The 22,778-nt window shown below is 45.9% G+C and carries 6 protein-coding genes; 1 reads left to right on the top strand and 5 read right to left on the bottom strand.

The annotated features are described in order from the left end of the window. Nucleotides 1–18 precede the first annotated feature (18 nt). Nucleotides 19–282, top strand: a complete 264-nt coding sequence (locus AABA75_RS15700; protein WP_338293612.1) for a SemiSWEET transporter — start codon at nucleotides 19–21, stop codon at nucleotides 280–282. Between the two features lie 18 nt (nucleotides 283–300). Here the strand turns inward: AABA75_RS15700 and AABA75_RS15695 are convergent, their stop codons facing one another. From AABA75_RS15695 to AABA75_RS15675, 5 genes are read right to left on the bottom strand one after another with little or no spacing between them, the layout of a single operon-like run. Next, the gene (locus tag AABA75_RS15695; RefSeq protein WP_338293611.1) at nucleotides 301–1,431 is read right to left on the bottom strand and encodes a patatin-like phospholipase family protein; all 1,131 of its coding nucleotides are present in this window, start codon (nucleotides 1,429–1,431) and stop codon (nucleotides 301–303) included. A gap of 20 nt (nucleotides 1,432–1,451) precedes the next feature. Further along, nucleotides 1,452–3,050, bottom strand: a complete 1,599-nt coding sequence (locus AABA75_RS15690) for an HD domain-containing phosphohydrolase (protein ID WP_338293610.1) — start codon at nucleotides 3,048–3,050, stop codon at nucleotides 1,452–1,454. Between the two features lie 9 nt (nucleotides 3,051–3,059). After that, nucleotides 3,060–5,282: a CHASE2 domain-containing protein gene (locus tag AABA75_RS15685; protein ID WP_338293609.1), complete on the bottom strand. Its 2,223-nt coding sequence runs from the start codon at nucleotides 5,280–5,282 to the stop codon at nucleotides 3,060–3,062. Next, a complete protein-coding gene (locus tag AABA75_RS15680; protein WP_338293607.1) occupies nucleotides 5,279–6,127 on the bottom strand; it encodes an MBL fold metallo-hydrolase in 849 nt (282 codons plus the stop codon). The genes AABA75_RS15685 and AABA75_RS15680 overlap by 4 nt, the downstream gene beginning before the upstream one ends. 15 nt (nucleotides 6,128–6,142) lie before the next feature. Then, a complete protein-coding gene (locus tag AABA75_RS15675) occupies nucleotides 6,143–22,771 on the bottom strand; it encodes an Ig-like domain-containing protein (protein WP_338293605.1) in 16,629 nt (5,542 codons plus the stop codon). Between the last annotated feature and the right edge of the window lie 7 nt (nucleotides 22,772–22,778).

Here is a 22,778-nt window from a genome sequence, read left to right as displayed (position 1 = left end):
CATGGATAAGGTGAATAAATGATTGAACTCATTGGCTATATTGCCGCTGTGTTAACCACTGCCTCATTTTTACCACAGGCGATCAAAACCTTAAAAACGCGCGATACTCAATCTCTGTCGCTAAGTATGTACTCGATTTTTTGTACTGGGGTACTGTTGTGGCTGCTATATGGCTTGGCGATACAAAACTGGCCTATTGTTGCGGCTAATGCCGTAACTTTGATGTTAGCCGGAATGATTTTGGGGATAAAACTGCAAGCTGTTTTACGGGAGCGGAATTAGCTTGCAATAAGAAGGATTCTATAGCTCCAGAAACTTTCTGATGGCGTCTTGTTGTGCCAAACCATCTTGATAGCCTAGTTGAATAAGTTCACTGCAAAACTTACCTTCAAACATTAAATAGCTCAATAAACTGGATTCACTGGAGCGGTTTACGCCAATCAAACGCAATAGTGCTTTGATACCACCAGGGAGCTCGTCATAGTATTTCCAGGCGAGATTCTGAATACTTTTTGAGGGATTGATGATAAAGCACTCGACAGGCTTGAGGTCGGTGAGTTTTTGTTGCTGTGGTGTTAGCAGATTCAGAGTTTGATTAACCCTGTTCATGCGCTCGATATCGGACTCCAGCGCGTCCGAGAATATGGTATCCAATAAATGACCTGCGATTTGAGCACTATTAAGGCGTGTGTGCATGTGAGGATGCGGCGTATCTGGTTTGTCTTTTACCACACCGATAACAAAGATTTTCCGAGCGCCCAAGTGAATAGGGGCGCTCAAGGGAGCCGACTCGTGAATGGCACCATCACCGTAATAGTCATCACCTATGCGCACCGGGGGAAATACGATGGGAATGGCAGATGATGCCAAAAGATGATCAATCTCCAGCGTACAGGGAATACCTTGCCTGTGGTGACGCTTCCAGCCTTGTAATTGATCTTTTCCCTGAAAGAAACTAACGGCATTGCGCTCAGAATAGCAAGAAGCGGAAATATTAATGGCATTGAGATTGCCCGACATAATGTTCCTGTCGATACGCGCAAAGTCCATCATGCGTTTTATCAGAATTCTAAGAGGCTGATTATTCAATAGGCTTCCCGGGCTTCTCGAGATATTTTCAGAGCGCCATGAGGACAAATAATTTCGAGTGATGTAGCCTGCCACTTCAGATAGCGATGCATCATAAACTTGTTCGGTTTTGAAATTCTTCCACACCCATTCAAGCTTTCGAACCCCCAGGTGAAAGCAGGAAGCGTAACAAGCCAGGGCCGTTGCATTAATGGCTCCGGCGGAAGTGCCACACAAAACCGGAAAGGGCAGTTTGTGATTGCGCGGCAGGTATTGGGTTAGGGATTTTAAAACCCCTATTTGGTAGGCAGCTCGCGCGCCACCGCCTGACAATATCAGTGCAAATTCATCCCGATCAGTCATTATCCATTGCCTGCTCTTGATTAATAAACAAAACCCGGAATGTTGTCCCAGTTAACTTGATCCACCTGGTCGTCTGCCAGAAACTCATCGGCATACTGCTGATAAACTTTTTCCTTCACGAATATCTCAAACAGGTCGGGATCGATATGTTGATCTTTACACATAAAGCCCATAATCTTCAGACACTCGCTGATCTTCTTGGCGGGCTTGTAAGGTCTGTCAGAAGCCGTTAATGCTTCGAAAATGTCGGCGATGGCCATCATTCTGGCGGGGATGGACATTTCATCTCGAGTCAGCCCTTTGGGATAGCCAGTACCATCCATTTTTTCATGGTGACCGCCAGCGTATTCAGGCACTTTTTGCAGGTGTTTGGGAAAAGGCAAAGATTCCAGCATGGAAATGGTGATATCCATATGGCGATTAATCACTTGCCGTTCTTCTGTGTTTAGGGTACCGCGAGCAACCTGTAGGTTGTAGATCTCTTCTTCACTGAGCAGTGGCACTGATTCGCCATTGAGTATAACCGATCTGGATTGGCCAATATCCGCAATACGCTGTTGGTCGTCGGGCGTCATAAACTCACCACCAGTATTGGCTTTTTCGACAAATAAATAATCGTCACTGATCTGGTTTAAAGCCTGTTGCAAAGAAGATTGCATTTGCGCTTTTTCTTGCTCGCTCGCCACAGCGATTTTACGTAAGTGTTCCAGTTCTATATCGCGTTTTGCCACTTCAAATCGCGTTTTTACCATTTCAATGCGGTCAAACACGCATTCCAGTTTTTTGGATTTATCCATCACGTATTCGGGTGTTGCTATCTTTCCACAATCATGTAACCAGCCTGCGATACTGAGCTCGTTTTTTTCTTCCTCTGTCATGTCAAAATCTTTGAGTGGACCATCTTCAAAACGACAGACTGCGTCTGCAATCATCATGGTCAATTCTGGTACCCGACGACAGTGACCACCAGTGTACGGTGATTTTTCATCGATTGCTTGTGCGATCAGGCGGGTAAAGGACTGGAACAGGTTTTCCATACTGTCGATGAGCTGTCTATTGGTCAGGGCAACTGCGGCCAGAGATGCGAGTGCGCGAATTGATTTTTCTACATCCGGCGTAAATGGCATGACCTTATCGTCATCATCTTGGGCATTGATTAACTGCAAAACGCCATTTAGATCCCCTTCGTGATTGGTCATGGGAATACACAACACGGATTGAGTGTGGTAACCGGTTTTACTATCCATGTTACGTGGGCCGGACAAGTCGTATTCCGTTACTGCGTAGACATCCTCGATATTGATCACTTCCTGGATGGCGGCAGAGTGGGCCACTAAAGCTGAAGTGTTTACCTGTCCTTCATCCGTGAATATGGGAATGGCAGGGAAAGGGATGGGCTTACCTGATGAGCCTCCCATGTACATTTCCATACTGTCGTTGAACAGGGTATCGAATTTGAGTTTTTTATCTTCGGTTACACCGTAAATTGTTCCGCCGTCGGCATTAGAAAGTCGTTTTGCGGCCAGCAGTATCTTTTCCAATAGCTTAGTGGTGTCAGTTTCCGTAGACAATTCGATACCAACATGTACCAGTTCAAGTAATGTTTTATCGACTTCCATCAGGTGCTCCTACTTAGAGGTGTGTGTGTAACTGCCATCCCAATCATCAGGGAGTGACTGATCTCTGAGTGTTTCGATGCGTTCTATATACAATGTATAGAGTATATCTTGCGGATTCATTTCAGCCAGTGTTTTAAATTGTGTACTGGCCTTATCCCAGCACTGGGCCAGATAATCATCATAAGCCTGGTGATAGCGCTGCATTTCTTGTAAAAACGACTCGCTTGCACGTTCAGGAGCGATAGGCTCAACAATTGCTACGGCTTCGTTTTTACCTTTCACTTTTACTCTGTCGATGCGTCTGAAGACGATACCTTCACATTGTTTGATGGTGGCTTCACTGACGAGAAGTTCGACGCCATAAAATTTGGTCAGCCCTTCTAGTCGAGAGCCTAAATTTACAGCATCACCCAATACCGTGTAGGCCTTTCTGAAGGTTGAACCCATGTCGCCGACATTCATATCACCGGTATTGATACCGATGCCAACTTTGACTTCGGGTAAGCCATCTGCTTTGAACTCTTCTCGCAATCGTTCCGTGATGCGTAACATTTCAAAGGCGGTTTCTACTGCGTTTTGAGCGTGTTTTTCGTCATCCAATGGCGCTCCCCAAAAGGCCATAACCATATCGCCAACGTATTTGTCGATAGTTCCCTGGTGGTAAAAAATGGTTTCGGTTATCGGGTCAAAATAGCGGTTAAGTAGCATCTTCAGTTCGTTAGCTGAGAGCTTTTCTGAAATTGTGGTAAAACTGCGGATATCAGAAAAAAGTACGGAAAGCTCTTTTCTTTCCCCCTCCATACTGACACTTTCAGGCTCATCTAACATTTTATCAATATGAGCGGGGGGGACATATTGATCAAATATGCCTTTGATTTGCTGTCGCCGTTTGTTTTCTTCGAAAAATCCTGTACCGATGTTATACATCATCAGTAGCAGCAATAGTAAAATGGAAGCGGCCATAGGCAAAGCGATATTGGCTTCGTTCCACATCCACACGTTGCCGTAAATCGTGCCTGACATTGCCGCAATTCCGGTAATCGCCATCCAGCCAGGACCTAGCAGTGGCATGATGATGGCCAAGCTTAATCCAATAATCAGTATATATAGCAGAACAGCCGCTTCCCACCAATCCGGACGATATTTCAAGATAGTAGGGTCTAATAATCCTTCCAATACATTGGCGTGTACTTCTACGCCGGGAAACTGCACACCCACTGGTGTGGAGCGCAGGTCCGCAAGACCTACAGCAGAAGTGCCGATAAAAACAATGGCACTGTCAAACAGCTCAGGTTTTTCGATATCGTTATTCAAAACATCGATAGCTGATACATAAGGAAAGCTTTTCTGCGGGCCTCGATAAGGTATCAATACTCGCCCTTCGGCATCAGTGGGTATGAGTTGATTACCAATGCGTATGCCCTCGACACTCACCAATTCTCCAGCGGTTTGGGTTTCCACTTCAATGGTGTCGGCTAAGGCATACAATCTGGCAGCCTCCAGGGATATCGACGGCAAGAGTCTGTCGCCGTAGCGCAGGACCAATGGACTGCGTCGTATGAACCCGTCAGAGTCAGGAGAGGAGTTCATAAATCCCTCACCCACCGAGGCATCGTGAAATTCGGGGATACTGGATTCAAATCCACTGTAGTTGATAATGCTAAGACGGCTATCAATGGCTTGATTTGTTGATATATCGTGAACTGGCAGTACACCGCGGCGCAAATCTGTCTGGTTGAGCAGATAACTGAACATCACATCGGTGGCATCAAAACTGGCCATAAAGGCTTTGTCGCCATCCATGACATCTACCAAAGAAGTCACATTTTGATTATCGAGATTTTGTGCTGCTAGGGCCTGACTCACTTCACTTGCCGGGTTTCTCTCCCGGTCAGCAAAAAGTACGTCAAATACCACCACCACAGCGCCCAGATCAGCGAGATTGTATACCAGCTCGGCGAGTTTTGCTCTGGGCCATGGCCAACCGATGGCTTCCATCGTTTCGCCATCAAGGTCAACAATAACGATATCTGCAAAGCCTGATGTGCGGTTATCTAATGTTGACTTTAAGCGCAGGTCATAAATAAAGCCGTCGATGCGGTTAAATTGCAGAGCCACTGGTGTAGTGGGGAAACGGGAAACGTAGAATTGTAAAAGGGACACCAATAAGACCAAGCCAAAACCCGCGATAATGGCTCTGCGGTGTTCTTTAAGTGCTCGTAACGGTCTCATGCCTTATCAAAATTAATACACATACCTTCTCTGGCGGCAAATACCTCCAGCTCCGATTGCGCAACAGTAATGACGTCTTTGCAATGAGTTTCAATTTTTTCAATGTCCTTATCGGTGCGGATGTGATCATGGCTGTAAAGTGCCAGTCTTTTGGCTCGACTTGCCATGGCTAACTTCACAGCCTCTTCTGCAACCGAGTGACCCCAGCCAGATTTGGCGGGCATATCTGAAAGCATGTACTGCGCGTCGTGAATAATTAAATCGGCTTTTTCAGAGAAGGAAACCCATTCCAGAAAGTCCGTCTCTTTTTGGTATGGGGGATAGAGTTCATTATCGGTTATGTAAGCAATCTTGGCACCGTCGGCTTCAATCAAATAGGAACTGCCACTACCGGGGTGGTTCATGGAATGACGGGTAATGGTAGCGCCATTGAGTTTCCAGCTGATTTGCTCTTTGGGATAAGAAATCAGTTGTATGTCAGATTGCAAGGAGCTGTATTTGACCGGGAAATAACTGCCACCCATTTGTTTCAAAAAGGCTTCTGGCTCGTATGGGGTGGTTAGTCCTGGCGTGACAAAGATTTTTCTACCGGGAATGTAAATGGGGACGAAAAATGGAAAGCCTTGAATGTGGTCCCAGTGATTGTGTGTAAGTAGCAAGTGGATATCACTGTCAGTTTTTGCCAGCTTTTCCCCGAGCTTTTTTATGCCGGTGCCTGCGTCTAAAATGATATCGGTGCCGTCGTTGAGTTCAACATGGCAGCAGGCTGTATTGCCGCCATAAACAACGTATTCGGGTCCAGGTGTGGGGATTGAGCCGCGTACCCCATAAAATGTTAGCTTCATTAGTATTCTTCTTTTTTAATAGGGGCCAACCACGTTTGTATATCGTACAGTGAAAAACTGCCACTGCTGGTCCAATTGGGTACTACCGGTCACAAATACATTGCCTAAGGTATCTATGGCAATATCACGCATCTTGTTTATTGCTGAATAGCCATTGGTTCCACCAAAATCACTTATCAGGGTACCGTCAGGTTTAAAGCGGAGCAAGGCGAATTCATTGTTACTGTTCACCAGGACAAAAATAGCACCAAATGCATCCACTTTTATTGCTGTAGCTATGTCATCCGAGCCTGAATTGACATCATAAGATAAATCACCAGTGCTGTTCCAAGAGGTGGCGGCGGTTGCGGTATTATCCATAGCAATGACAATGGCATCGCCATTGGATTCCCCAACAGCGTATATTGTGCCATTGCCATCAATGGCGACATCGTAGAAGCGCTCCTCTGTGCTGGCTACCTGGAATTCATAGATTCCGTCATTACTGAAGCTACTATCCAGGCTGCCTTCGGGAGAAAACTTAACTATCAAGGCATCGATATCGCCTCCATTGGAGTAGTATCCTACCGCCACAAGGTTACCATCGGAGGTTGGTGTGATGGCTGTGAAATGGCTGTCTGTGTAGGTACTCAATTCAAGCGTGCCGGTTGCAGCATTGAAAGAGCTGTCGAAGTTGCCAGAATAGTTATAGCGGTACACCAGTGCTTTGCCATCGGTACTGCCCACGACATATAAATAACCATCATCAGCTTGATAATGTCCACCTACCAAATCATCTGAACTACTGCCACTGATGTCAGTTAAACCAGAACCATAAGATGTGGTATCGATGCTGGCAGCATCTGCGCTAATTTTAGCGTTGTAAATGTCGGTATTAGCTCCACTGAGGATACTCTCTCCTGAAGTAAAGATATGACCATTGGCGCTAAGACTAATATCCTTGAACTGAGTAGACCCGCCATTGGGGGTGAACAGTTCAATGGCACTTGTTGTTTGTCCATAACTACCGAAGCTATTGCTTCCTGCCCCGGTATTGTCAAACTTTGCAATGGCCATATCGTCATCATAGTCAGTGGTATTGCGTCCATATCCCGCTAAATACACACCCGAATATTCGTCTAATGCAATGGATGTCGCATGCTCGCCATAACCCAAATCAAATAACACCTTGTGATTGGTATTATTGACTTCACCGATATTAGACATACCAGCGAGGGCAAAGTCAGTGGACACTGTGCCATATAGAAGCGCCTCGTTGCTGCTATTTAACTGGAAACCAGCGATGGCCGTCCAGCTATCAATACCGTGGGAGAACTGGGTATTACCCGCATTGATAAAGTTGATGTCTAATCCGCCTGTAGAGGTGAGCCGCACCATACTCTCATTGGTACCAGATTTACTTACTTGTAACCAGATCGCACCGCTACTGTCAATTTGTATGCTGGAGGTGGAAGAGGCGGAAATCTGATAGTCAGCTAACTCTGCAATACCGTCACTGTCAAAGCTTGTATCAAGGTTGCCTGAGGAGTCCACCTTCAAAACTGACACCACGGATGAACTGGTATCTTTACCCAAAATGTAAATGGCTGTGCCGTCTGTTGCCGCTTTAAAGCCCACATGAGCGGAGCCTTGATCAAAGGTTGCAAGGCCGCTGGCACCGAAGGAAGTATCGATAAGACCTGCGCTATCCATCTTGATTAAGGCTACTTTGTTGTAAGTATCAAAGTAACCACCTACTAAATAGATATCCCCATTAGTTAAGGTCACCATATCATAGATACTAAAGTTAGCATCGCTATACACTGTATAATTGACTCCGGTATCGGACGTGGAGACATTGGTACCGGCACCAAAGCTTAAATCATCTGTGCCATCAGTGTTAAATCGGTAAACCCATGAATAGGAGTTGGTACTGTCTTTTCCTGCGATTAAAAAGGCACTGGCGCTTGATACATACAAACCTTGTGCAGGGGTTAAATCGACTGTCCCGGACAGATCTCTGATGCCATCAGAGTCAAAACCGGAATCCAGCTCTCCTTTGCCATTGAGTTTGGCAAGGTATAAGTCATCGGTACCAGTTATAACACCCGCAATTACTACCTCGGTATTTGCTAACCCAATAGCATCATAAGGGGTGATTGATGTTGATGCCCCGGCATCGATGCGGGCGTAACCGTTTTCACCCCATAAAGCATCAAAATCGCCATTGCTGTCGGTTTTCACCACTACAAAGTCTTTATTGCTGTCATCCTGGCCTAAACTCCAGCCTGCCACAAAGTAGTCGTTGTCACTGGCAATTGAGGCATCAACTACCTCATCTTGGGTTTTGTTGCTGGTAGCCTGGAATTCACTGGTGTAATCACAATCGCCAAAGGTGGGGGGATCCAAGATGTAATCAAAAGTGATAGCGACATGGGCATCACTGCCTGCATCTTCGGTATCAAAAATTAATAACTGGCCCAGCGCATCTGTGCGAATAATGGTAGGAGTATTGCTGACACCGCTACTTAGCGTGATGGTTTTAACACCGCCAGTACCATATCCAGTGTCGAGTGTCCCGTCTGCGGAAATGCGGATAATGCTGGTATCAGTGCCTTGTTTGCCTGCAATGTAGTAATTGCCGCGCTTATCTGAAACCATGCTATAAGCAAAATCTGTGGAGGAACTGTTCAGGTCAATGATGTTTTTACCCGTGGAGGAGTTGAAACTGGTATCCACGTCTACATCCCATTCGCTATTGGTATTGTCCCAGGTAATGGCAAATTTATACAAGGCAAAGTCATTGTCTTTGGTGCCTGCTACTAGTACCGAACCGTTGGCATCAAACGCCAGGTCATATCCGTATTCATTGCCGCCGTCATTCAGATATTTTATGGGGGCATTGGTTTCAGCTTTAGCGAAGTCGTTACTGGCACCTGTTTCGACACTAAAGCGGGTCATGAATATATCGCTGTTTGTGCCATTGCTACCATGTCCTATCACATAAATATTGCCTTCACCATCCTCAATGGCGGCCTCTGGGTTGAGATCATTGACACCTGAAATACTTAATGTCGAGCCACTGTTAAACCCTGCGTCAACTGCGCCACTGCTGTCTAGTTGTACTGCAGATAGATTATAGTAGGGCCCAACAAAGGATTGACCAATTAGCGTTATATCACCGTTTTCGTGCAACAGAGCTTCTGCTAAGAAGTCGTCATAACCAAAGCTAGGATCTATCGTATGTACACCATCGCTGCTAAAGCTGGTATCTAATGTTCCGTCTTCTTTTAATACCATCAAGGCATAATCATTGTCAGAGGCGCTAGTAACATTAGTGTGTCCGGCGATAACTAAACCATTATCAGGACGCACTTTTACACTGATGGCCACATCATTTGTGCCACCGAAATCATAGGTATACACCAGTCCTGAGTTGAAGCTGGAGTCAATGCTACCGTCTCTAAGCAGTCTTGTTACGGCAAAATCGCCGTCTGAAGTACCTACCACTACAATATTGCCGTAGTTGTCGATAACTGCGTCGTATACCACCTCGGTTGTACCACCAAATTCGATGTCGGCATTGTTACTAACGGCAAATTCATCGATCACCGTCAGATCAAAAGTGAGAGATTCTGTAGCGTATCCATCAGTAGAGTTAAAGGTAATGCTGGAAGTACCTACATCGCTGGTGGAAGGGGTACCGCTCAAAGTTGCGGTGTTGCCATCAATCGTCGCAAGAGACATCCAGGTGGGCTCACCTGAGACAGTGAAAGTTTGAGAGTCGCCATCCAGATCCAAAACTTGAATCGTTTGACTGAAGTTTTCACCGGCTTGTGTATAAGCCTCTGGCGTTGTGCAGATACCCGGCACAAAGTTGGCTCGTTTGATTGTTAACGAAGCGGTGGCTTGACTTGAGTAGGTACCATCTGATACCTGATAAACAAAGGAGTCGGTTAGCACCGTGCTGCCATTGTGTTGATAACTAAAGGAACCATCTGAATTTAGCGTAAATGCGCTGTCATTGGCTGGATTAGTGACAATTGAAACCGTTAAAGTATCAGAATTTGGATCACTATCATTGGCAAGAACGCCGACAGTGCTATCAATACTGGCGGTCATGCCACTGGCTGAAAGCAAAATGTAACTGTCAGCTGTTGCCACCGGGGTATTGCTGGTGACAGTGACATTCAATGTTGTCTGGAAACTCGTAGTACCATCATTGCTCTCTAAACAGACGTTGTAGCTTGCCGCGGATAATGCGGCATTGGAGCGTAAATTAGTGCCATCGATATTAAAGCTACTGTTGTCGGTGTCGCTACTGCAAGTTCCATTAGTTGAAGCACCTGTACTCACCAGGCTGTAACTGTGGGTGTCACCACCATCCACATCTGTGGTGGAGAACGCACCGATGATTGCATTGGTCCCTGTGTCTCCATCGGCAATGGTATCACTACTGCCACCATCAATCAGAATGTCGGTTGGTGCACTATTGCCAATGTTAACTGTGATACTCAGAGTTTCCTCGTAAGTGGTGCTGCCATCACTGCTTTGGAGACAGACATTATAGGTGGCCGCACTTAATGCGGTGTTGGTGCGAAGGTCGCTGCCATTGATATTAAAGCTGCTATTACCTGTATCGGCACTACATGTGCCGTTGGCAGATGTGCCTGCAGTCACCAGACTGTATGTGTGAGCATCGCCAGTATCTACATCAGTCGTCGACAAGCTACCCACCACCACATCTGTGCCTGTGGCAATATCGTCTATTACGGAGTTACTCAGCAAGATATCAGTAGGAGCGTTATTACTGGAGGTCACAGTGATACTAAGGGTTTTCTGGAAGGTAGTGCTGGTATCATTCGTTTGCACACATACATTATAGGTGGTCGCGGACAAAGCGCTGTTGCTACGCAGGTTGTTGCCGTCAATATTAAAGCTGCCATTGCCCGAACTAGCAGTGCAGGTACCTGAGTCCGAGGTGCCGATATTCACCAAGGTATAGCTATGACTGTCGCCCGTGTCGGCATCGGTGGTGCTTAATGTACCCATCAATGCATTGATACCGGTTGTACTGTCAGCAAGTGTAACGCCAGCATTACCGTCAATCAGGATGTCCGTCGGGGCATTGTTCGTTACGCTGATACTCAGGGTTTTCTGGAAGGTAGTACTGCCATCATTGGTCTGCACGCAGACGTCATAAACAGCTGGGGCAAGTGTGGTACTGCTGCGCAATTGACTGCCATCAATTGCAAAGTTGCCGTTGCCGGAGCTGGCAGAGCAGGTTCCCGAGGCGGAGGTGCCGATATTCACTAATGAATAGTTGTGGCTGTCGCCCGTGTCGGCATCGGTGGTAGTCAAAGAGCCAACTAGCGCATTGATGCCGGTGTTATTGCGGGCTATTACCACGCTGGAGGTGCCGTCAATCAGGATGTCCGTCGGGGCATTATTCGTTACGCTGATACTCAGGGTTTTCTGGAAGGTGGTACTGCCATCATTGGTTTGCACGCAGACGTCATAAACAGCTGGTGCAAGCGTGGTACTGCTGCGCAACTGACTGCCATCAATTGCAAAACTGCCGTTGCCTGAGCTGGCAGAGCAGGTTCCCGAGGCGGAGGTGCCGATATTCACTAATGAATAGTTGTGGCTGTCGCCCGTGTCGGCATCGGTGGTAGTCAAAGAGCCAACTAACGCATTGATGCCGGTGTTATTGCGGGCTATTACCACGCTGGAGGTGCCGTCAATCAGGATGTCCGTCGGGGCATTATTCGTTACGCTGATACTCAGGGTTTTCTGGAAGGTAGTACTGCCATCATTGGTCTGCACGCAGACGTCATAAACAGCTGGTGCAAGCGTGGTACTGCTGCGCAACTGACTGCCATCAATTGCAAAACTGCCGTTGCCGGAGCTGGCAGAGCAGGTTCCCGAGGCGGAGGTGCCGATATTCACTAATGAATAGTTGTGGCTGTCGCCCGTGTCGGCATCGGTGGTAGTCAAGGAGCCAACTAACGCATTGATGCCGGTGTTATTGCGGGCTATTACCACGCTGGAGGTGCCGTCAATCAGGATGTCCGTCGGGGCATTATTCGTTACGCTGATACTCAGGGTTTTCTGGAAGGTGGTACTGCCATCATTGGTCTGCACGCAGACGTCATAAACAGCTGGTGCAAGTGTGGTACTGCTGCGCAACTGACTGCCATCAATTGCAAAACTGCCGTTGCCGGAGCTGGCAGAGCAGGTTCCCGAGGCGGAGGTGCCGATATTCACTAATGAATAGTTGTGGCTGTCGCCCGTGTCGGCATCGGTGGTAGTCAAGGAGCCAACTAACGCATTGATGCCGGTGTTATTGCGGGCTATTACCACACTGGAGGTGCCGTCAATCAGGATGTCCGTTGGGGCGTTGTTTGAAGAGGTCACTGCTACACTAATAACACCCGTTGCAGAACCCCCAAAGCCGTCGCCTGTAGTGTAGTTCAATGACGCTGTGCCAGAGCTGATAGTTGGCGAGAAGTCTAGTGACTGACCGTCAATGGCTATCGATACAACGCCATCACTACTTGCTGCTGTGAGTATAGTGAGAAAATCGCCGTCGGGGTCGGTGTCATTGTCCAGTGGCGTTAATGTTATGGTACTGCCTGAAAGTATGGGACCAGCATTGTCATTATTGACGATCGGATCTGAGTTGGGCACCAGGCTAACGGTTAACGTGGCTGTGTCTGACCCACCATTGCCATCACTAATAGTGTAAGTCACTATTTCTGTTGCTGTAAGGGAGGCTGGTGCGTTGTATTCAATATGAGCTGCATCACTGCTAATGCTGAACCCGGTAGCCGTTGTAGATAAATTGGTTATGTTTAACAAATCATTGTCAGCGTCAATATCATTGTCCAGTACGCTGAAGCTGTAGCTGTGGCTGCCAATCGCGTTTACCGTGTCGTCGCTAGCTATTGGTGCCGTATTCGCAGGAAAAACACTGATCAGTGCACCGTAAGACTCTCGATTGATTCCATCGTCAACCGTAAAATCCATAAATACGCTACCGATGAATGCGCTTTCAGGTGTGAAGGTTACTGAGTTATCGGTGTTAACAATAATCGTTCCTGAATTCACTCTGGCATCAATGATTGTCATGCTATCACCTTCGGGATCAGCGAGGTCATTGAGTAAATTAAAGGTTGCTACTGTATCGACAACAGTGCTGAGTCCATTGCTGTTAAAAACAGGCGCCTGATTAAAACTAATGGAATTGGGAACTCCTGGGATAGCACTTCGAAGTTCGTAAAAACGAATCTTCGGATACTCTGTAACTTCCAGACCGTCACGTGAATCGAAATAGCCATTGTCTGGGTCGGTTTCCTCATACTCCATAACCCATAGGCGATTGTTTTGTATCGCCAGCGGTATCCAAGTTCTTGATAGCCAGACATAACAACTGGCATCGGCACTATCAGTGCACTGTGAAAACTGATAATGGAATGTATCACCGGAGCTGAGGTTGCTCAGGGCATTAATGCTGACAAGGCCACTCGTATCAATTTGCCAACGCCTATCATTATCCTGAACGGTAATATCATTGTTGGAATCCAGAAATGTATTGAGTGATTTTGCCAGGCCGGAAGCCGCAAAATAAAAGCCGTTGCCAATCGAATCATTCAACAAGCCGTCTTTGTCGTAGTTGTATCGATTGGTGATATTGTCGCTAATCTCAAGATAATTGCCATTGATTAGACTGCTGACATCACTGGCTGAAGGCATATCGGATTGCAACCAATAGTCCAGATTGGAGTAAATATCGCCATTGATATCTTGCGCCTTGATAAATAAGGTATTTTCGATATCACCGTGATCTAACCATCGATATACCGCGGAAAGTGAGTTACCAAAATCAACAGAGAGTGAGCCGTCACTTTCGATAGACCAGCTTGCAGTGTTCCCGGTAATTGAGCAAGCAGCCGTGCCGACATTGCTGCCCGTTGATGACTCAGATAAGGTGCAGATATCACTGGCAAATTGTTGAAAGTTTCCAGAGCCATCTTCAATTGCAACTGGCACGTAGATTGTGCCCAGAATGTCAGAGGTTTGCATGGTCAGAAAGTCGAGCGTTTCAACATTCAGCAATTCTTTGTTCTCGCCACCAGATTCAACTACCACCCCATTTTGTGCAGAGGTTATTTCTGGGTAACTAATACTGTCTATCTGGAAAGATTGTACAAAACCGATGTTGGCTTCGTAGAAATACCCCTGTAATGCATAGGTATCTATCTTATGAGCGATAGTGGTGATGTTGACGGGGACAAAGAAATCATTGTAAGTGCTGACGTAGGCGTCAGCCTCCGCTTTGGTAATGACCCCCAGGGCGCCATCGTTATTAAATTCATCATCGAGATCATAAACGAAGTAATAGATGACCTCACTTACAGGATTATTAAAGCTTACGGTGACAGTGCCATCAGTGTCTGTAACCCAACTTACTGAGTCTGTGTGCGTTGGGCTGCTGTATAAGCCGGTTCCATTACTTGCTAAGTCGTATAGCTCCCCGTTTTTGAATGCGGTGGCCAGCGCTGAGTTGTTGGTGGGTTGTCTTGAAATTAGCAAGAACTGATTTTTACTAATAAAGTCATTGATGATCTCTGTCTCTCCAGAATAAACCAGATTAGGTGTACTCAAACTTAAATCATCGGGTGCAAACTGGTAAATGAAACCATTAATAACATATTGTAATTGGGCAATATTGGTATCACCTGCATTGTATACAAATTCGAAATATCCATCGGCATTACGAGAAACAATGTGGGTCTGACCGTTGATTTCATAGAAAACGGCGCTCACCTCGTCGCCAAACACAACTCTGAATTCACCCGCTGATGAGGTGATGGAAAAATCATCGATGGTAGAGTTATTAAAGTCGTAACCGCCGTTGAACGAAGGCTGACTAACGTTAACCGTGATGGATGCAGAATCTGAACCACTTCTACCATCAGAAATAAAGTAGGTAAGGGTGGCGTTACCCGAGAAGGTCGCCGGTGCTGTGAAAATCAACTGGGTATTGCTGGTATCGACAGTGACTACCCCGGTATCGGAGGTGGCACTCGTGATGGTGAGTGGGTCGCTATTGGCATCTGTATCATTGTCCAAAGGCGTCAACGCGATAGCTATTCCACTCAAAGCAGCGTAACTATCATCAACAGCAACAGGTGCAAAGTTTTCACTTAGCACCGTAATCGTTCCCGACGCGTAAACAGAGTTAATGCTATCCGATACTTCCAGGTAATATTTAATGTCGCCAATAAAGTCAGTTGGCGGGATATAATTTACACTATTGTCGTCATTGATGGACAGCGTACCTTGTTCAACGGCAGCATCTAATATCGCAATGGGATCCGATTCCGGATCAGCAAAGTAATTGAGCACATTGAGGTTGCTAACTGAGACATTAATATCGGTATTAAAATCAATACTCTGCCATATTGGTTCCTGATTAAAACTAATAGAATTGGGAGCGCCGGGCACTGAGTTGTTGAGTTCGTAATATTGAATACGAGGTTTGATTTGCTCTTCATAATTCACAGTGGTATCGAAGAAAGGACCTGTGTCATTAACTAATAACCATTCCCAAACCCAGATTCTATTGCCGCTTACCGCAATGGGAACCCAGAGTTGTATCTGCCAAATAAAGCAACTGGCGTCACCATTATCGATACATTGATCGTACTCATAGCTAAAGCCATTGCCCGAGCTCAAAGTGGACTGACTGAATATACTGATTTGGCCGGAATTAACTTCCCAGCGTCGGTCGGTATCGATGACAGAGGTTCCGTCAAATTCGGTACGGCTGGTAAGATATTTACCAAGACCGCTGCCATCAAAATAAAAGCCCTCAGTATTTGAGGTTTTAACTGAATTATCACTGTTACGCGCATCGGGGTTGGACTTGCTTGTTGCGCTGTCAAAATACCGACCGGATAATAGGTTGGAAATGTCGGCATCTGAAATGTTGGTTAATGTGAGCCAATAAACGTGCTTACTGTAATGCTCACTATTAGCACCAGAGCCAACGGTCAGTTCGATGGAAAAGGTATTTTCAACAATAAGATCGTCCAGCCAGCGGTAGGCTGCAGTAACCTCATTGCCAAAATCCATATTAAGGACATCGTTGCTTATATTCCAGGTGAAGGATTGCGAACTGAACTGGCAAAAACCCGAGCCAGTGCCAGAGCCCGTAGTGGTTTCCGTAAATAGGCAGAAATCAGCAGCAAAGGTTTCAAAAGTATTGTTTGCAAGGCGCGGTATTTCAGTGGCGATCCCGGCTGAAATGTCAGAGAAGGTTAGTTTTTGCAATTTAAGCGAGTCGATATTCCACAACTGGCGAATTTGAGTTTCAGATGGAATGGTTTCTACAACACCGTCATTAGCGCTAGTTATTTCAGGGTACAGACTGCTGTCTATGCGATATTGATAGAACACATCAATTTCGGCATCAATGTAAATACGATTATCTTTCAAGAATCGGAATTCCTGACGAGCATCAGTAATATTCACCGTAACAAACTCGGTTTTGTAGGCTGTGACGTAAGCATCGGCTTCGGCTTTGGTAATGATGTTCAGCGCAATCCCATCAGAATTATCATCGTCCAGATCGAAGACATTGTATTGTTGCTCAAACTCTTCTGCCGCATCGATGTTGACGATTAAAATGCCGCTATTATCCTGCCAGGTAACATTGCCATCAAAATCTGCACCCCTCACTGTGCCAGAACCGCCAGCCGCAAGAATATAATGTTCCCCGTTTTCGACACCAAATCTCAATGGGCCAGAAAAGGTCACTTGACGGACGTAAAAGTCATGACTGCTAACACCTTCAAAACTGTTGTTTAGTTGGGTTGGTGGTCCAAACGCTACATTGGCATTGGGCTGATCAAGATTGCTAACCGTGAATGAATACTCAACACCATCTATGGTATAGAAAACAGTGTTGGTGCTAGAAGGAAGCACGAAATCTCTGTTCGCCTGCATCTTAATGCCGCCCAATTTAGTGGCTTGTTTGCCGCTGGTATTGGAGCCTTCAATAGTCAGTTCATAAGAGCCATCATCATTGGCTGAAACTGACACGTAACTTCCATCTTCTTCATAGTAAACAGCATCAACATTGTCACCGAAGGTCACTGTGTAATCTGTACCATCAGTACTGGCTGATATATCGGAATTGCCGTCACCATCAGAGTCGAATTCACCTGAGAAGGTTTGCTCCGTTATATTAATAGTGGCAGTGGCAGATGCTGTAGCGCTCGATGGATCGCTTATAGTGTATGAAACTGTGTCTGTTGTTGTGGTATCGGATGGTGCAGTGTAACTGAGACTGGATGCATCAGTACTGATGGTTACCGTACCTAGCGTTGCACTGGCCTCAGTAATAGTTAACGTATCGCCATCACCATCGGTATCATTGGATAGAACATCAAGATCAGCGGATTCACCTGCATTGACATCGTATTCATCATTACTGGCTACTGGCGTTTCGTTGACGTCATTCACCGTTACTGAAATGCTACCTGAATCAGAATCTGTGCCATCGTTAACCACGTAAGTAATTGTATCAGTGCCAGAAAAACTACTACTAGCTGTATAAGTAATCGTTTTGGCGTCAGAAGAAATTTCCACGTTACCATTACTGGCGTTGGCTGAACTTATGGTTAAATCGTCACCATCTATATCACTATCATTGTCCAAGGGAGAAATAACAATGCTTGATCCTTGATCTACAGTTGCAGCATCCGCAACAGCTACTGGAGCATCATTTACGCTGATAACTGTAATTGATATATCAGCTGTATCAGTCCCTCCGTTACCATCAGAGATTGAATAACTAATAGCCGCTGTACCATTGAAGTCCGTTTCTGGAATAAAAGTAATAGAAGTATCGGAGTTAAACTCTGATGAACCATTGGAAGTACTATTAATAGTTAATGTTAAACTGTCGTTTTCTACGTCAGTATCATTGTCCAATGGCGATATCACTACCGCGGTATCCTCATTGGTTGACACACTATCATTATTAGCATCAGGAGCATCATTGACTGAATTAACAGTGATTGTGATATTGGCGTTGTCCGTGTCACCTGATCCGTCACTTACGATGTAACTAACATTGGCTGTGCCAAAAAAGTTCGCTGATGGTGTGAAACGAATACTTGTATCAGAAATAAGCTCTGCGCTGCCGTTGGAAACAGCATTTATACTCAGTGATAACGTATCACCATCTGCATCTGAGTCGTTTTCCAATGGCGATATGACGACAGAATTATCTTCATTTGTGGAAATAGTATCATCGGTAGCAATCGGAGCATCATTAACACTGTTTACAGTAATAAATATGCTCGCAGAGTCGGTGGCTCCATTCTCATCACTTAGCGTATAATTAATGGTAGCTAAACCGTTAAAATCTGTTGCTGGAGTATATGTAAGAGAGTCATCCGAGTTGATAACGGCAGTACCATTGGTAGTGCTGCTAATAGTGTAGGAGAGGCTATCATTATCCACATCAGAGTCGTTGTTTAATGGCGACAAAGTCACTGCCACATCTTCGTCGGTTGATGTATTGTCATCGACAGCATCTGGTGCATCGTTAACAGGGTTAACGGTAATGATAATGTTCGCACTGTCAGTGTTGCCAGCTTCATCAGTCGCGGTATAGACAATGGCTGCAGTGCCAAAAAAATCAGCGGTAGGGGTGTAGCGAATACTTGTGCTGGATTCAAGATCGGCAGTACCGTTACTTACTGATTCAATAGTCACGCTTAACGTATCACCATCCTCGTCTGAGTCATTGTCCAGAGGTGAGATCAGCAGCGAAGTATCTTCATCGGTAGTCACTGCATCATCTACTGCGACCGGCGCATCTTGCACATTTGTGATAGTAACGCCAATAGTGGCGGTAGCAGTAGCGCCATTGCCATCTGATATCGTATAGCTAATGCTATCAATGCCGGGAGTATCTGGTGCCGTATAGGTAACTTCATTACTGGTAAATGACACTGTGCCAGTTGATGCTGTAACTGAGGTAATTGACAATTCATCGCCATCGACATCTGAATCGTTGTTTAATGGCATCAATATTACTGTTTCTGACTCTGCAACTGACACTTCATCGTCCAAAGCAATTGGGTCGTCGTTCACCGGGTTAACGGTAATGAATATGTTCGCACTGTCAGTGTTGCCAGCTTCATCAGTCGCGGTATAGACAATGGCTGCAGTGCCAAAAAAATCAGCGGTAGGGGTGTAGCGAATACTTGTGCTGGATTCAAGATCAGCAGTACCGTTACTTACTGATTCAATAGTCACGCTCAATGTATCACCATCCTCGTCTGAGTCATTTTCCAGAGGTGAGATCAGCAGCGAAGTATCTTCATCGGTAGTCACTGCATCATCTACTGCGACCGGCGCATCTTGCACATTTGTGATAGTAACGCCAATAGTGGCGGTAGCAGTAGCGCCATTGCCATCTGATATCGTATAGCTAATGCTATCAATGCCGGGAGTATCTGGTGCCGTATAGGTAACTTCATTACTGGTAAATGACACTGTGCCAGTTGATGCTGTAACTGAGGTAATTGACAATTCATCGCCATCGACATCTGAATCGTTGTTTAATGGCATCAATATTACTGTTTCTGACTCTGCAACTGACACTTCATCGTCCAAAGCAATTGGGTCGTCGTTCACCGGGTTAACGGTAATGATAACGTTCGCACTGTCAGTGTTGCCAGCTTCATCAGTCGCGGTATAGACAATGGCTGCAGTGCCAAAAAAATCAGCGGTAGGGGTGTAGCGAATACTTGTGCTGGATTCAAGATCGGCAGTACCGTTACTTACTGATTCAATAGTCACGCTTAACGTATCACCATCCTCGTCTGAGTCATTGTCCAGAGGTGAGATCAGCAGCGAAGTATCTTCATCGGTAGTCACTGCATCATCTACTGCGACCGGCGCATCTTGCACATTTGTGATAGTAACGCCAATAGTGGCGGTAGCAGTAGCGCCATTGCCATCTGATATCGTATAGCTAATGCTATCAATGCCGGGGGTATCTGGTGCCGTATAGGTAATTTCATTGCTGGTAAATAATGCTGTGCCAGTCGATGCTGTAACTGAGGTAATTGACAAAGCATCGCCATCGACATCTGAGTCGTTGCTCAATGGCATCAATATTACCGTTTCTGACTCTGCAACTGACACTTCATCGTCCAATGCAATTGGGTCGTCGTTCACCGGGTTTACGGTAACAGTGATAACTGCTTGATCGATTTCGCCCTTCTCATCAGCAATTTGATAGGAAATTGTTGCTGTACCATTAAAATCTTCAACTGGCGTATAAATAATGGTGTTATTTGCGTTGAGGTCGGCACTGCCTGAGCTAACAGCCAGGATACTCAAAGTAAGGGGATCGCCATCCGGATCTGTATCATTGGCCAGTGGTGCGATGGTAACAGGCGCATCTTCGTCTGTTTGCACATTATCATCTGCAGCTATAGGAGGTTCGTTTTGCGCGATGACGCTGATAGTTATTACGCCGTTGGTTTCTCCTCCTTGATTATCAGTTGCCAGATAATTGATAGTTGCATCACCAACAAAATTAGTTGCTGGAGTAAAAACAATATTGTTTTCTTGTACAACAGCAGTGCCATCCGATACTGAAGAGATAGAAACAGAGAGTGCGTCACCATCAGGATCATTGTCATTGTCTAGTGGCGAAATGGTTACTGCAGTATTTTCTATCGTGGTGGCGATATCGTCTATGACTATCGGCGCATCGTTGATGGCATTAATGGTGAGGGTTACCAAAGCTTCGTCGCTACCTATCGAGTTACTGACACGATAACTAAAACTATCAATGCCATTGAAGTTTTCAGCAGGTTGATAGCTAAAGCTGCCATCATTATTCACATTTAACTGCCCTGACGCTGTGGACGTGAGTACCGTCAGAGAAACATCATTGGCGTCAACATTACTATCGTTAGCGAGCACTCCGTCAGAAGCTTGAACTGTTAAACTCGTATCCTCATCAAGAACATATGCGTCATCTTGTGCAATTGCTGATTCCGGCTGGTCGACCACTTCAATGGACACCGTAGCGCTCGCCGAAGCACCCTGAGGATCGGTTACCTGATAGATAAAAGTTACCGTGCCAAAAAAGTCTGTCGCAGGGGTATATTGAAAGGTACCGTTACTTTGCAAATCAAGCTCACCGTTGTCAGGCGAGGAGAGCAAGGTGACCGTAAGTTCACTAAAACGTTCATCTCCGGTAAGCTCTGCATCACTATCATTGGCTAATAATCCTTGGGTCGCCAAGTCGATAATCAGTGTCTGATCTTCATTCATTTGATAGCTATCGTCTGTTGCAACAGGGGGGTCGTTTACAGGCGATACAACAAGTGTTACGGAGCTCGTTGAGGAGGCACCTGCTGGATCACTGGCAGAATAGGTAAAACTATCTGAACCAAAGAAGTGTTCTGTGGGGTGATAGGTAAAGCTACCATCGCTATTGAGGTTAACAATCCCGTTTTGAGTAGAATTAATAAGTGAGGCGATTAAACCATCTGAATCTACATCGCTGTCGTTGGTGAGCACTCCATCGGCAGTGGTGACGTTCAAAACGGTATCTTCTGCAAGTTGATAAGCATCGGACTCCGCCACGGGGGCATCGTTCACAGGCCTCACTGTAATGGCAACGCTACCCAGTTGTGAACCGCCTTGCGGGTCACTCACCAGGTAGCTAAAAGCATCTTCGCCGTTAAAGTTTAAAAAGGGTTTGTAAGTAAAGTCACCGTTTGAGTCCAGGGTAACGTTACCGTTGCTTGGCTCGGCATTCAGCTCGGCAGAAAGCGGTTGTTCTTCAGGGTCGGAGTCGTTAGCCAATAGGTTATCTGTAATTTCACCATCTTCATCTAGAGTGAAAGATTCTGATATGACCTCAGGGTCTTGATTGTCCAGTGCTTCGATTCTGAAAATTTCACTGTAGGCGCCCTCACCGCTGGCATTACTGGCCGTGACTAAGGCGAACAGCCCCAGATCGTCAGCGTAGTTTGAAATTGATTGGCTGGTACCATTAATGCCCAGGAATGTTGTCCCGTCTGGCAGTGAATCAATATTGTCGGGAGTAATATTGGCTTCTGAAGAGATATATAAATTGTATCTGTTGTAACCTGCTACACTGTTCCAACTGATTGTTATATTGCCAATGGTGCGGTTAACAGAAATACCCGTCACCTGAGGCGGCTCCCATCTGAAATTGACACGGTCGATTTCCGTTTCGCTGCCATTATCAATTTCGATAAGTTGCACAAAATGACTGCCGCTAGATAGCTGCATATCGCGTGGATTAATGCCGGCTTTAACAAAGTTTCGAGTGTTGCTATTGCTGAAGCAATCACTACACAAGGAAATTTCTTTCGTATCATCTCCATTTATACGGACAATCAAGGCGCCGCTACCGTCGGGGTCAGTCACCGTTCCACCGAACATAAGATTGCCATCAAAAGTTTGATTATTAGTGGGCACGCGGAATTCGCCATCGGGCGCAGCCAAAGCGATGCCTGAAACCAATAACCCAATGAAAATTGTAGCCTTGCATATGACACTGAATGTAGAGCTGTGATACTTGCTAATCATACTTAAC

Origin of the sequence: Planctobacterium marinum, assembly GCF_036322805.1 — a bacterium.
Lineage (GTDB): Bacteria > Pseudomonadota > Gammaproteobacteria > Enterobacterales > Alteromonadaceae > Planctobacterium > Planctobacterium marinum_A.
Note: the sequence above shows the minus strand (reverse complement) of the source record. Positions and strands in the feature narration are given on the sequence as shown.

Coding starts and splice junctions, on each gene's coding strand:
- AABA75_RS15700 (WP_338293612.1), top strand. CDS start 19: ATGATTGAACTCATTGGCTATATTGCCGCTGTGTTAACCACTGCCTCA.
- AABA75_RS15695 (WP_338293611.1), bottom strand. CDS start 1,431: ATGACTGATCGGGATGAATTTGCACTGATATTGTCAGGCGGTGGCGCG.
- AABA75_RS15690 (WP_338293610.1), bottom strand. CDS start 3,050: ATGGAAGTCGATAAAACATTACTTGAACTGGTACATGTTGGTATCGAA.
- AABA75_RS15685 (WP_338293609.1), bottom strand. CDS start 5,282: ATGAGACCGTTACGAGCACTTAAAGAACACCGCAGAGCCATTATCGCG.
- AABA75_RS15680 (WP_338293607.1), bottom strand. CDS start 6,127: ATGAAGCTAACATTTTATGGGGTACGCGGCTCAATCCCCACACCTGGA.
- AABA75_RS15675 (WP_338293605.1), bottom strand. CDS start 22,771: ATGATTAGCAAGTATCACAGCTCTACATTCAGTGTCATATGCAAGGCT.